Below are 12916 nucleotides of genomic sequence, written 5' to 3'. Positions count from 1 at the left end.
ATTATCTGATTATCTATTTTAAAGAGCGTTACCAACCTCTATTTCAGAACCTTAAACTTCGCTACCCTGAAGTGTTCTCCGTGTCAGTGGAGGCGTATAATACAGTCTGGATTATTTAGCGCAAGCACTTTCTCTATATTTTTTCAAAATACTTTTATATAAAGGAATTTGATCCATTCGAAGCAATAACAAAGAAACAATCAATATCGAGAACCAAATCGCTATTGTAATATCACTTTTGACCTGCCACCACAAATGAGCAACAACACAGATCGATGCCAGATAGACCAGTCGATGGACCCTTTTCCAATTCTTCCCCATTCGCTTCATCATTTGCTTCGTACTGGTTATTGCAAGCGCACTTAAAATAATAACGGCCAATACACCAGCATAAATATAGGGCTTTTCGATTAGATCAGAAACGATCCAAGACAGACTCAAACCTGCAAACAGAACCAAATAAACAATAAGGTGCAGTATAGAATAGAAAAAAGCACTCAAACCGACGAATCGCCGATATCGTGACACCACTCTAAATGACTTAAATCGAGCCACAGGGCTCAGTAACAAGACAGCGACAACAAAAATACTTGCCCAAATACCACTAAGATTCATTAACGCCTTACCTGGATCCGGAAAGTACCGCCCCAACAATAGAGAAGATACCATCCAAACTAGAGGCAAAAAAAACAAAACCAAGACATAAGGCTTCTCTCTTCTATCCCAAAATACGGCCATATCAATAAAACCTTTTTAAGTCCATTCCAGAATACAAAGAGGCAACCTCCTTTTCATAGCCATTAAACATTTTTGTTTCGACAACATTAGGAAAGAGCACACCACCAGGCAAGCGGCGTTCCTGTTTTTGAGACCAACGAGGATGGTCAACATTTGGGTTTACATTGGCATAAAATCCGTATTCATTAGGCGCCAACAAACTCCACGTTGTTTCAGGCATCGTTTCAACAAAACGTATTTTCACAATAGACTTAATGCTTTTGAAACCGTATTTCCACGGGAGTACCAACCTGACAGGCGCGCCATTTTGATTCGGCAACACACTGCCATACATACCAACTGCAAGCATAGCCAGAGGGTTCATCGCCTCATCGATTCGCAACCCTTCACGATAAGGCCAATCTAAGCTACCACTTCTCTGACCGGGCATTTGTTCAGGATCAAACAATGTCTCGAAATACACATACTTTGCTTTTGATGTAGGTTCAAAGCGCTTCAAAACTGACGCCAAAGACACACCAACCCAAGGAATGACCATAGACCACGCCTCAACGCATCGAAGACGATAAATACGCTCCTCTAACATTGACTCTTTAATAATATCATCTAAATCAAAAACACCCGTTTTGGCCGCCTCACCTTCAACTGAAATAGTCCATGGTTGCGTTTTTAGTTGAGATGATTGTTCTTTAGGATCACCTTTACCGTAACCGAATTCATAGAAGTTATTATAGGAAGTCGCAACATCATAAGGAGACACTTTATCGTCTCGTCCATACGGTGTTTCAATAATATTTTGAAATGATGGTTTGAGGGAGGGCGGAGGAGATAAAGGATTACCGCCCTGCAAGGCGGCGGAGACATGGCCAATACCGCCCACACCCAACGCGACACCACCGGTCATTTTCATAAATTGACGACGGTTAAGATAAACAGATTCATCTGTGACTTGAGATTCTAAGCAGTCAGAAGCTTTCTTAATGCGAATAAGCATGTGCGTGTCCCCTCTTAATAGTACATATATTGACAAGGTTTCACGCAGCTAGTTCAAACGCAGCTTTTTATTTAGAAAAAATACCCTAAGGCCACACTATCGGAGACGTTTAAAGACAATAGCGAGAGGCCCCCACAGGCCAAAGAGACAAAAAACGCCCATTAATACCAACGCAGGCTCTAGCGCCACGAACACCAAAACAAGCACCGCGATCAAAAACACCACAAAAGGAACTCGCCCTTTTATATTTAGATCTTTAAAACTGCGGTATTTGACATTACTGACCATCAACAAACCAACAATAGGAACAAGCAGTGCCATGAGCGTTGCCAAACTATCACCAGAAATACCTTTATCATTGGCCGCCCAAATAACCCCTGCAACGATTGCCGCCGCGGCCGGACTAGGAAGCCCTGTAAAATAACGCTTTTCTTCTACTCCGAGCATCGTATTAAAACGAGCTAGGCGAAGCGCGGCACCAACGGCGTAAATAAAAGCCGCTATCCAACCTACTTTACCAAGTGGCGCTAAAGACCAAGAAAAAGCAACCAAGGCAGGCGCAATACCAAACGAAACCATGTCAGCGAGTGAATCGTACTCCGCACCAAACGCACTTTGGGTTCTTGTTAGGCGAGCAACTCGACCATCTAAACCATCAAGCACCATCGCGATAAAAATCGCTACAGCAGCCTGCGTGAAATTCCCATTCATTGCCGCAATAATTGAATAAAAACCAGAAAATAATGCCGCAGTCGTAAACAAGTTTGGTAGCAAATACACACCTTTGTGTGGCTGCTTTTTATCATCACCAACATCAACATCGTCGATGTCATCAATGGGGGATTTTTTCACATCATCTATAGGCATATTAAAAACCTTTCTATACTCACGAATTATTTATATTAGCTTAGCAAAAGAACGCTTAGCAGCCGCTATTGTGAAGTCGATATCTTCTTCCGTGTGCGCCTGAGAGATAAAACCTGCCTCAAATGCTGCCGGCGCAAAATAGACACCTTCTTCTAGCATATAGTGGAAAAATGCCTTGAAGTGCGCCAAATTACAACGCTGAACATCTGCAAAACCTCGCACTGCATCTGCCTCGGTAAAGAAGAAACCAAACATACCTCCAACACTAACCACACAGAAAGGCACTCCGGCGTCATCTGCAGCTTGCTTTAACCCAGTAACTAAACGAGCAGCTTTTGCGGCTAAAGTTTGGTGAAAACCTTCTTCGCTAATTTTATTAAGAACCGCCAACCCAGCAACCATGGCAACCGGATTGCCGGATAACGTTCCCGCTTGGTAAACTGGCCCTAGTGGCGAAATACATTCCATAATGGCTCGCTTGCCGCCAAAAGCACCCACCGGCATACCGGCACCAATAACTTTACCAAGGGTGGTTAAATCTGGAACAATACCAAAATGTGCTTGCGCACCGCCTAAAGCCACTCGAAATCCAGTCATGACTTCATCAAAAATCAAAACCGCACCAGATTCATCACACACTTGACGTAAGGTTTGCAAAAAACCTTCAATCGGTAAAATACAGTTCATATTGCCAGCCACAGGCTCGACAATAATACAGGCGATTTGATCGCCTATTTCAGAGAAGCAACGCTTAACCTCCTCGATATCATTATACTGCAGCGTGATTGTATGCTTCGCTAAATCAGCTGGCACACCAGGAGAATTCGGTACGCCCAGCGTCAACGCGCCAGAACCCGCCTTCACGAGTAACGAATCTGAATGACCGTGATAACAGCCTTCAAATTTGACGATTTTATCGCGCCCTGTATAACCTCTGGCCAAACGAATCGCACTCATTGTCGCTTCTGTGCCTGAGTTCACCATACGAACCATGTCCATAGAAGGAACAAGTTCACAGACCTTCTCAGCCATAGTAATTTCTACTTCTGTAGGTGCTCCAAAACTCAAACCATAATCAAGTTGCTGTCTTACTGCATCCAATACATCTGGGTGCGAGTGACCCAAAATCATCGGTCCCCAAGAACCCACATAATCAACGTAACGCGTTTTATCTTCATCATAAACATAAGCACCTTCCCCACGCTGAAAAAAGATCGGGGTGCCACCCACACCATTAAATGCTCGTACTGGAGAGTTAACGCCCCCAGGAATACGGTGTTGGGCACGTGCGTATAGGTCTTCTGAACGACTCATATTTTCCAAATCCTTTCACTAATAAAGTAGACAATACAAAACAATAACTAAACGGTGAGGCAATCAGCCGCTAGTCATTCTTCAATAAAAACTGATCAAGACGGTGGCGAGACACAAGACTAAAAGAGGCGCCAGATTGAGCCACTAGTACTTCTAAAGAACCTGTTTGCTGAAACCAGTTCAACATAACTTCCAGTGAAGACGGCTCCTCAATCAATGGAACAATATTCGACTCTACTGCCAACAACAGATCCATCAACGCCTTATCTTCCGACACAACAAACCATAACTGCGGCCCGAACTCTAATGTCTGCAAAGCATCCAATACCGCATCTCGACGAACCAAACGCCATTCATCGTCACTTTCAAATGCGACGTAGTCTACCATACTTGCTGCCAATTCTTTCACCTGCTCAACAGGCACGCAGGATGGCAATATCAAAACATCTTCAGAAACCGGTTTTACCGTATGGTGCCTAAGGTAACGCTTAAAGGGACTAATGGTTGAAGACATTCCTATGTAGCTCAAGCGCTCAACAAAGACAGATTCCTGATGAAAAATCCCCCTTGCCAGCAAACAGGCCAAAACAACAACAAATAACGCAGGAATAATTGCCTCAGAGGAGTGCGTCATTTCAATGATTGCCACCAACGCTGTTAATGGCGCTTGGAAGCAGACGGCCATCATTGCCGCCATACCAAGTAAAGCAAACAATGCAACATCAGCAGAATTGTTGTCGAATACCAAGGCGACCTGAACACCGGCTAACCCACCAATAATAAAGGTAGGTCCGATCATTCCTCCTGGAATTCCCAGCCCCACAGTAAAGGACGTTAACACCGTTTTCACCACAATCAGTAACAAGAGTGAATATACGATCAAGTCGCCAGACAATAAATGCGCTAACGGACCATAACCACTCCCCAACGCTTCAGGTAAATAGACTGCCGCCAAAGACGTCGCGGCCGCAGCCAATATAAAGCGTCGCCAGACAGACACCGCACTGAAGCGCCAAAGCATTTTTTGTGTCTGCAAAAAAAGAGCCGACAACAAAACAATGAACACCACCAGCGCAAAACAGGCAAAAAATAAATCTTGCGAGAAAACGACCGTCGATACATCACCAATATTAAATGTCTCTAAAGGTCCTATCATGTAATGACTAACCAAGGTTGCTACCACAGAAGACAGCAACACTGGCAACACATAACCCTGACGGTATTCTAAAAAAATTACTTCAAACGCAAACAAAACACCCGCTAATGGCGTTTGAAATATGGCTGAAATCGCCCCAGCCACACCGCACACCAACAGTGTTTCCACACCAAATTGAGGCAACTTCGCTTTTTCAGCCAAAAAGCCACCCAATGTCGCGCCAAGATGAACCGCCGGACCTTCTTTACCAATAGACAATCCGCCAACCAAACCAATCGCAGCGGTGAAAAATTGCACGACAGCATTCCATATCGGCAAATTCCCACTATGATAATTAAGGCGTTCCACAACATAAGGAACACCGACTTTATGCAATCGATGAGGCAATACAGCAAAGATCAGAGCCAATAATGCGCAAGCTGTAATAGAAAGCCCCACTCGCCACTCCACCGGCAAAGACTCAAACGTATCGACATCGGTTCCAATCAAATATCGCGCTGGCAAATAAATCACAGCATAAAAGAGCGCCATTAAAAGGCCGCTCAATAAACCACACAGAGCGCCAAGTAAGGCCAATATCAGCAAGTCATCATACGATTTGGCCTTAGTCGACCATTTTTTTCTTAAATTTAACCCTTTCAGATGACTGCTCCACTTCCATAAAATGAAAAAACTTCAACTATTCAATCAGTTAAAGAGCGAATTCGCAATCAACTGACCAAGCGTACCAATCATCCGTTCTACCATCGATCTAGACGATTCGCCAAACACATATGCGTTACTATTTTATTGAGGTTTGGCCAGCCATCCATTTCACTACGAATCGCATTAAGACGCGCCATCGAATGCGCCTGAACCAAAAGCAATAAATCCAAGTCTCCGCTAATAGAATGCGCAAGCTTTATTTCTGGGATTGCTTCAATAAGTGGCTGCACAAGATCACACGATAACGGTCGAAATGTTAACGCCAAATAAGCCGTCACGCCGTCTTCTTTTGATACCGAGGTATGAGCATGATACCCCGTGATAGTGCGGCTCTCTTCCATCCGCCTAATGCGTTCAGTCACCGCGGAACGAGACAAACTAACCTGCCGACTGATGTCCGAAACCGACAGGCGAGCATCTTCTACTAGTAAGGCCAGTATTTTTTGGTCGTAATGATCCGCCACTCAACATTCCTCTGTTACGTCTTGCCATTCATATTGACGGCCATTCCGGCAAAGTGCGCCAAAATGGGGTCAACTTGTATAGCGTATTGTTAATTCAGCTATTTTATCCTTACTCATCATAAATAACTGCTGGATAAAGGCAAACAAATGTCCCAATACAAAAAAAACCTCGGACCTCTGCAAGGCATGGCCATGACCGTCACAACGTTTGTAGGTACAGGATTAATGATTTTGCCTGCAATGTCAGTGTCACAGGCAGGATCTTTTGCGTTTTACGCCTGGCTAATCACTGCCCTGATGATTATTCCCATTGCGTTTATTTTTGCACTACTTGGCGCTAAATTTCCCTCGGCAGGTGGGGCTTCTCATTATATTGGACGAGCATTCGGGCCGCGTTACGAAAAAGCCGTTGGGTGGCTATTCCTGAGCATTCTATTCGTCGGGCCAGCGGTTGCCATTAAAGTCGCCGCGGCGTACTTAACCATCCTATTTAAAACATCAGACGAATGGATGCTCATTTTTAGCCTAGTCACACTGGTTGGCATGCTCGTTTTTTCCATTGTTGGCATGCAAATGTCCGCTCGCTTCCAAACAGGTATTGTTATCGTAATGGTAGCCAGCATTATTTGGCTTTGCTTTATTGGCAACATTCAAGACAGTCGAGAAGTGATTGAGACACCTTCAACACCAGCAGAATGGCAACAAACCCTGTACGCAACCGGCGTTATATTTTGGTGTTTTCTTGGCATTGAAGTCATGGCCCACATGGGTGCCGAGTTCAAGAATCCAACAAGAGACTTTCCCATTGCATTATTAGGCGGCATTATGATTGTCATACTGGTGTACCTCAGCTTAGTGCTTCTTATTGCATGGCATCATACCTATGGAGACGAAATCACCAACAGCCAATCTTTAGCACTTTTGGTTCACAAATTAATGGGGGAAACCAGCAGCCGATTCTTCGCCATGGGCGCGTACATTATCGCGTTCGCCAATGTGGCGATTTATATACTAGGCTTTTCTCGTATGGTGCAATCGATGGCTCAGCAAGGCGCATTACCAAATACTTTTATTGATCTAAATAAAAATGGCGCCCCTGAAAAAGCCGTCATATTAGTAGGGTTCATAACCCTACTTTCAATCGTATTTTCCGAGTTATCAGGTTGGAGAATGGCCTGGTTTATTGAAATGACAAATGGCAGCTTCTTAGTTATTTACACATTAACCTGCATTGCGGCTTTTAAATTGGTCAATCGTGCCGCTCAAATTTTAGCGATATTGGCCTTGATGAGCTGTGTCTTCATGGTGTCCTTCATCGGAAAAAATATGTTCTTCGCTCTCATCGTTTTCTGCTTAGCTCTCGGTTATGAATACTTGAAAGCGCCAAAAATCCCCATCAAAAAATCAAAATTTCATGTACAATGACACCCATTGTTATCGCCCTTTATAAAGCAACGACATTTACGTTGTGCTCAAGTAGGAGAGTTTTTTATGCCATTATTAGACAGTTTTCGTGTCGACCACACTCGTATGGACGCGCCAGCCGTTCGCATCGCAAAATCCATGTCTACGCCAAAAGGCGATGACATCACGGTTTTTGATTTACGCTTTTGCGTACCAAATGAAGAAATTCTTTCCGAGCGTGGCATTCACACATTGGAGCATTTATTTGCAGGCTTCATGCGTGAACACCTAAACGGCGATAGCGTTGAAATCATCGACATTTCTCCTATGGGCTGCCGTACGGGGTTTTACATGAGCTTAATCGGAACCCCTTCCGAAGAAAAAGTTGCTGCATCATGGAAAGCCGCGATGGAAGACGTACTAAAAGTAAAAGCCAAGAACGACATTCCTGAGCTAAACGAATACCAATGTGGCACTTACGAAATGCACTCCCTAGAAGAAGCGCAAGAAATTGCAAAAATGATTCTAGACCGCGATGTAAAAGTAAACAGCAATGAAGAATTGTACCTAAGTGAAGAATTCTTAAAAGATCACAGCTAATACAGCTTGCTGGCACAGATTGAATAAATAATAAAAAGGGTGGCTTAAAAGCCACCCTTTTTATATCGAAAACACGCTCTAAGAACGTGTTGCGGTTGCCAAAACGCCACTCGCCATGACGAACACACCACCCATCCCACGATTTAAGTTTTTCATACCTTTAGAGCTACGAATCAAACGTCGAATTTGCTTACCACTGATCGCATAAACATACGCAGCAATAAACTCCGTCATACAAAAGGTGACCCCCATCCAAAAAAACTGCATAGGAACAGGCTGACTAAGATCCAATAATTGAGGAAAAATAGCTGTAAACAACAACACCGCTTTAGGATTGCCAATCGCCACAAAAAACTCCTGACGCATTCGTGCAATATGCCCACGCTTTGCTTTTATTCCTTTTTCACTTTCGTGCTCTTCAAGCACCACTGCGGCACTTCGCCATGTTTTGATGCCAATATAAAATAAATAAGCGACACCAAGCCATTTCACAACACCAAACCAAAACACGGAAGAGACAATGATCGCCCCCAAACCCAACGCAGACACCAGCATCAACACACAAAATGCGAGGTTCCTCCCCACAACAGCTATCACCGCTTTCGTCGCGCCGACTTGAATACCATTGTGCATGGCGGTGAAATTGTTTGGGCCTGGCCCTAAAGAAAGCAACATTAATAAAGGCGCAATAGTCAGCCACACACTGAATGTCATAACAATAAGTCTCTAACGTCAAAGGCAGAATGAATGCAAACGACCTATAAAATGGATCGACACTTTACAATTTAAGCTCTCGCCTGTCAGGCTATTTTTTAAGCATTTTCTGTTGATTGAATACAGAGCACCCAAGACAGTGAACAACCAACAACGTACTAAGCCGATTTACCAAGATAATCTTGTCAATATACTTTTTTATCCAAAGCCAAGTTGATGAATTACCTTTTTTTTCACCTGTAGAAACACACGTTAACGCCGTAAAATAGCCACTTAAACCAATCTTAACCAGAGAGATATTATGTCTATTGCTCACCTGCTTTTATGGCTCACCGCCGCTATTTGGGGATTCGCTTTTGTCGCCCAAAGCATAGGGATGGAAAGTTTAGGGCCTTACAGTTTTAATGCGGCACGCTTTACTTTGGCCGCTCTGTCGATGCTACCTTTAGCCTATCTTTTTGATCGACATAGAAAGTCAGATTTACACCTGACATTAAAAGCTGGCGGGATTACTGGATTGATTTTATTCTCAGGCGCCACTCTACAACAAATCGGTTTACTCTATACTACAGCGGCCAATGCGGGATTTATCACGACCATGTATATGGTATTTGTTCCTATTATTGGCTTGCTATTAAAACACGCCATTTCTCGTAATACTTGGCTAGGAATGTTGCTGGCATTAATTGGTTTATATACGTTAACCGTCGGACCGAACTTATCCATACAATATGGAGACGCACTGGAATTAATTGGCGCAATTTTCTGGGCGGGACACGTTTTGATTGTAGGATATTATTCTCGTAAAGTCCCTATCATCAGTTTCTCTATAGTACAGCTGGTTGTCGTTTCCGTGTTGTCATGGATGATGGCTCTAATGACTGAGCAACCAACTTGGCAAGCAATTGAAAGCAGCTGGCTACCTTTAGTTTATGCAGGCATTGCGTCTTCTGCCGTTGCTTATACGTTGCAAACTATTGGGCAAAAAAATGTGGCACCAAGTTCAGCTGCACTTATCTTGTCCACAGAAGCGGTATTTGCAGCAATTGGCGGTTGGTTATTGATGGGCGAAATTCTATCGCAAAGGGAATTAATGGGTTGTGTCTTTATTTTTATCGGTATAATTATTAGTCAATGGCCGCGTAAACCAAAAATCGCAACGGCAGCGATATAACACTCAATCGAGTTCTAATTCAGCCCCTTTTTCAATGTTCGCCGGCATTTCTCGTGACACTGGGGTTGAAAGCACCATCATGGTATTGGTGTCACTTAAGTCGATAAGGCGCTCTAACAGCACATCCAATAAAGACATAGAACGCACGGCGACTCGCAATACAAACGCGTATGGGCCGGTTACATTATGACAAGAAATCACCTCATCCAGACTCATCACCAGCGTTTTAAATTCTCGCTCTTTTGTCCGATAGACTTGGCACTCTACTAATGCGGTTATTGGAATCCCGACCTTTTCTAAGTTGATTTTTGCACCATAGCCCGTAATCGCACCAGACTCTTCGAGTTTTCGTACTCGTTCCGCCACCGCAGGGGCCGACAAGTGAACCAACTTCCCCAGCTCGGCATACGTTAAACGGCCATTGCCTTCCAATAATTTAAGCAGCTTCCAATTCGTTTTATCCATCTGAAGACCTTTCGTTCTTTAATGCATAAAAAAGCCGCGAACATTCGCGGCTTTTTACATTGTTCAATCGCCTGATTACAAAGACAATGTCTTCTCGCCACGCGCAATACCAGAAACACCAGTACGAACAACTTCAAGGAGATGAGCCCCGCCCAACGCTTGAATAAAACCGTCTAGCTTATCTGACTCACCGACGATCTGAATGGTATAGATAGAAGGCGTCATATCCACAATGTTGCCACGGAAGATATCGACTGTGCGCTTTACTTCGGCACGCTGTGCGCCTGTCGCACGGACTTTAACCAACATCAACTCACGTTCGATGTGCTGACCTTCTGTTAAATCCACCAGCTTAACCACATCAATCAACTTATTAAGTTGTTTGGTTATTTGCTCTACCACTTGATCCGAGCCAAATGTTGTCAGTGTTAAACGAGACAGTGTTGGATCATCTGTCGCCGCTACGTTCAACGACTCAATGTTAAAGTTTCGTTGAGAAAACAAACCAACCACACGCGACAAAGCACCGGGCTCATTTTCCATCAATACAGAAATTATATGTCGCATATTAGGTCCGCTCCGTCTTACTCAAGAACATATCGCGCATAGAGCCACGAGGCACTTGCATCGGATAAACGTGCTCTTCTGGGTCCACGTAGCAATTAATGAAGACCAGTTGATCTGTCATTGCAAACGCTTCTTCCATTTTCGCATCAAGCTCGTCTTTGGTTCGTATCTCAACATACTTATGACGGTACGCGTCCATCAGTATTTTGAAATCAGGCAAAGAATCCATGTAGGAGTTTGAATAACGACCTTCGTAGTTCATGTCTTGCCATTGGCGAACCATGCCTAAGTAACCGTTGTTCAAGCACAGAATCTTAACCGGTAAACCATACTGCAAACAGGTAGAAAGCTCTTGAATATTCATTTGAATACTGCCTTCACCGGTAACGCAAACAACTGTCTCTTTCGGGAAGTTCATCTTCACGCCCATTGCAGCAGGAAGACCAAAGCCCATTGTGCCGAGACCGCCCGAGTTTACCCAACGGTTTGGCTTATCAAACTTGTAATATTGCGCGGCAAACATTTGGTGCTGACCCACATCAGAGGCAACAAAGGCATCGCCTTTAGTCGCTCGCCAGCAGGCTTGAATCGCAGCCTGAGGTTTGATTTTATCGCTGCTCGTATCATAACGACCACCATGAACCAAACGCCATTCATTGATTTGCTTCCACCAGCCAACAAGAGCTTCCGTGTTGGAACTTTGGCCTTCAACCAAAGACAGCATTTCTTCTAAAACCTGACTAACTGGACCCACAATTGGCACATCTGAACGAATGGTTTTAGAGATAGCCGCAGGGTCAATATCAATGTGAATGATTTTTGCACCAGGGCAGAATTTGTCAGGGTCATTTGTCACACGGTCATCAAAGCGAGCACCAACCGCAAGAATCACATCACTGTGATGCATGGTCATGTTCGCTTCGTATGCGCCGTGCATGCCCAACATACCAACAAACTGCTTGTCTGTGCCAGGGTATCCGCCCAAGCCCATCAAGGTATTGGTGACAGGAACATTTAGCGATTTTGCCAAATTCACCAACAACTCAGACGCACCACCCATGATGACGCCGCCGCCAGCATAAATAATTGGACGTTTAGCCGCTAACAAGAGCTCAACCGCTTTCTTGATTTGACCGCTGTGCCCTTTTGTTGGTGGCGTGTATGAGCGGATCGAAACCGATTCTGGGTATTTGTATTCGTATTTATCACTCGGCATGGTCATGTCTTTTGGCACATCAATCACAACCGGACCGGGACGACCCGTACTGGCAATGTGATACGCTTTTTTCATGATCATAGGAATTTCAGAAGGATGTTTAACGGTAAAGCTGTGCTTCACAATCGGACGGGAAACACCAATCATATCGGTTTCTTGGAAGGCATCTTCACCGATTAGGTAACTCATAACCTGGCCACAAATGATGACCATAGGAATAGAATCCATGTACGCCGTCGCAATACCCGTTACAGTATTTGTCGCACCAGGACCAGAGGTAACAAGAACCGTACCTGCTTTACCTGTCGCACGCGCATAGCCATCCGCCATGTGCGTTGCCGCTTGTTCATGCCTAACCAAAATATGCTTTACATCAGACTGACGATGCAGCGCATCGTATATATGAAGTGCGGCACCACCTGGGTAACCATATATATACTCAACTCCCTCATCTTTGAGGAAGCGGGCGATCATTTCACCACCGGATAATAACTCCACCTTGTTACCCTCTATAGTATTCATCTGTCTTTAAAATTTT

At 44.2% G+C, this 12916-nt stretch carries 13 protein-coding genes; 3 read left to right on the top strand and 10 right to left on the bottom strand.

From position 1 onward, the window contains the following. Positions 1-111: 111 nt before the first annotated feature. From D104_RS34290 to D104_RS34265, 6 genes are all read right to left on the bottom strand, one after another. Positions 112-738, bottom strand: coding sequence for a protein-methionine-sulfoxide reductase heme-binding subunit MsrQ (locus D104_RS34290; protein WP_024025203.1), 627 nt, complete (start codon positions 736-738; stop codon positions 112-114). A gap of 1 nt (position 739) precedes the next feature. Further along, complete coding sequence (msrP, locus tag D104_RS34285) at positions 740-1732, bottom strand: protein-methionine-sulfoxide reductase catalytic subunit MsrP (protein WP_024025202.1); 993 nt, start codon at positions 1730-1732, stop codon at positions 740-742. Positions 1733-1828: 96 nt separating this feature from the next. Continuing rightward, a complete protein-coding gene (gene pssA, locus D104_RS34280) occupies positions 1829-2599 on the bottom strand; it encodes a CDP-diacylglycerol--serine O-phosphatidyltransferase (protein WP_024025201.1) in 771 nt (256 codons plus the stop codon). Between the two features lie 30 nt (positions 2600-2629). Then, entirely contained in the window at positions 2630-3913 is a 1284-nt protein-coding gene (gene hemL, locus D104_RS34275) for a glutamate-1-semialdehyde 2,1-aminomutase (RefSeq protein WP_024025200.1), read from the bottom strand. Between the two features lie 70 nt (positions 3914-3983). Further along, the gene (locus tag D104_RS34270; protein WP_235075958.1) at positions 3984-5600 is read right to left on the bottom strand and encodes a chloride channel protein; all 1617 of its coding nucleotides are present in this window, start codon (positions 5598-5600) and stop codon (positions 3984-3986) included. Positions 5601-5809: 209 nt separating this feature from the next. Continuing rightward, positions 5810-6238 carry an Lrp/AsnC family transcriptional regulator gene (locus D104_RS34265; RefSeq protein WP_024025198.1) on the bottom strand — a complete coding sequence of 143 codons (429 nt, stop codon included), beginning with the start codon at positions 6236-6238 and terminating at the stop codon, positions 5810-5812. 147 nt (positions 6239-6385) lie between these two features. Here D104_RS34265 and yjeH point away from each other — a divergent pair, with 147 nt between their 5' ends. Further along, positions 6386-7663 (top strand): L-methionine/branched-chain amino acid transporter, encoded by a 1278-nt coding sequence (gene yjeH, locus D104_RS34260; RefSeq protein ID WP_024025197.1) that lies wholly within the window; start codon positions 6386-6388, stop codon positions 7661-7663. Between the two features lie 66 nt (positions 7664-7729). Next, the gene (gene luxS, locus D104_RS34255; protein WP_024025196.1) at positions 7730-8242 is read left to right on the top strand and encodes an S-ribosylhomocysteine lyase; all 513 of its coding nucleotides are present in this window, start codon (positions 7730-7732) and stop codon (positions 8240-8242) included. Between the two features lie 78 nt (positions 8243-8320). Here the strand turns inward: luxS and D104_RS34250 are convergent, their stop codons facing one another. Further along, complete coding sequence (locus D104_RS34250; protein ID WP_024025195.1) at positions 8321-8956, bottom strand: LysE family translocator; 636 nt, start codon at positions 8954-8956, stop codon at positions 8321-8323. A 301-nt stretch (positions 8957-9257) separates the two neighbouring features. Here D104_RS34250 and D104_RS34245 point away from each other — a divergent pair, with 301 nt between their 5' ends. Beyond that, positions 9258-10130 carry a DMT family transporter gene (locus tag D104_RS34245; RefSeq protein ID WP_024025194.1) on the top strand — a complete coding sequence of 291 codons (873 nt, stop codon included), beginning with the start codon at positions 9258-9260 and terminating at the stop codon, positions 10128-10130. Between the two features lie 3 nt (positions 10131-10133). Here the strand turns inward: D104_RS34245 and D104_RS34240 are convergent, their stop codons facing one another. The 3 genes from D104_RS34240 to D104_RS34230 all read right to left on the bottom strand — a co-directional run bounded on the left by D104_RS34240 (position 10134) and on the right by D104_RS34230 (position 12876). Further along, on the bottom strand, positions 10134-10595 hold the full coding sequence (locus D104_RS34240) for an Lrp/AsnC family transcriptional regulator (protein WP_024025193.1): 462 nt from the start codon (positions 10593-10595) through the stop codon (positions 10134-10136). Between the two features lie 75 nt (positions 10596-10670). Beyond that, positions 10671-11162 (bottom strand): acetolactate synthase small subunit, encoded by a 492-nt coding sequence (gene ilvN / locus D104_RS34235; protein WP_024025192.1) that lies wholly within the window; start codon positions 11160-11162, stop codon positions 10671-10673. Between the two features lies 1 nt (position 11163). After that, positions 11164-12876: an acetolactate synthase 3 large subunit gene (locus D104_RS34230; RefSeq protein ID WP_024025191.1), complete on the bottom strand. Its 1713-nt coding sequence runs from the start codon at positions 12874-12876 to the stop codon at positions 11164-11166. Positions 12877-12916 lie beyond the last annotated feature (40 nt).

It is taken from the genome of Marinomonas profundimaris (assembly GCF_000508165.1).
Taxonomy (GTDB): domain Bacteria; phylum Pseudomonadota; class Gammaproteobacteria; order Pseudomonadales; family Marinomonadaceae; genus Marinomonas; species Marinomonas profundimaris.
The sequence above is the reverse complement of the archived record's forward strand: the minus strand, read 5'-3'. Positions and strand labels throughout refer to the sequence as shown.

Coding starts and splice junctions, on each gene's coding strand:
- D104_RS34245 (WP_024025194.1), top strand. CDS start 9,258: ATGTCTATTGCTCACCTGCTTTTATGGCTCACCGCCGCTATTTGGGGA.
- msrP (WP_024025202.1), bottom strand. CDS start 1,732: ATGCTTATTCGCATTAAGAAAGCTTCTGACTGCTTAGAATCTCAAGTC.
- luxS (WP_024025196.1), top strand. CDS start 7,730: ATGCCATTATTAGACAGTTTTCGTGTCGACCACACTCGTATGGACGCG.
- D104_RS34240 (WP_024025193.1), bottom strand. CDS start 10,595: ATGGATAAAACGAATTGGAAGCTGCTTAAATTATTGGAAGGCAATGGC.
- yjeH (WP_024025197.1), top strand. CDS start 6,386: ATGTCCCAATACAAAAAAAACCTCGGACCTCTGCAAGGCATGGCCATG.
- hemL (WP_024025200.1), bottom strand. CDS start 3,913: ATGAGTCGTTCAGAAGACCTATACGCACGTGCCCAACACCGTATTCCT.
- D104_RS34290 (WP_024025203.1), bottom strand. CDS start 738: ATGGCCGTATTTTGGGATAGAAGAGAGAAGCCTTATGTCTTGGTTTTG.
- pssA (WP_024025201.1), bottom strand. CDS start 2,599: ATGCCTATAGATGATGTGAAAAAATCCCCCATTGATGACATCGACGAT.
- D104_RS34250 (WP_024025195.1), bottom strand. CDS start 8,956: ATGACATTCAGTGTGTGGCTGACTATTGCGCCTTTATTAATGTTGCTT.
- D104_RS34270 (WP_235075958.1), bottom strand. CDS start 5,600: ATGGCGCTCTTTTATGCTGTGATTTATTTGCCAGCGCGATATTTGATT.
- ilvN (WP_024025192.1), bottom strand. CDS start 11,162: ATGCGACATATAATTTCTGTATTGATGGAAAATGAGCCCGGTGCTTTG.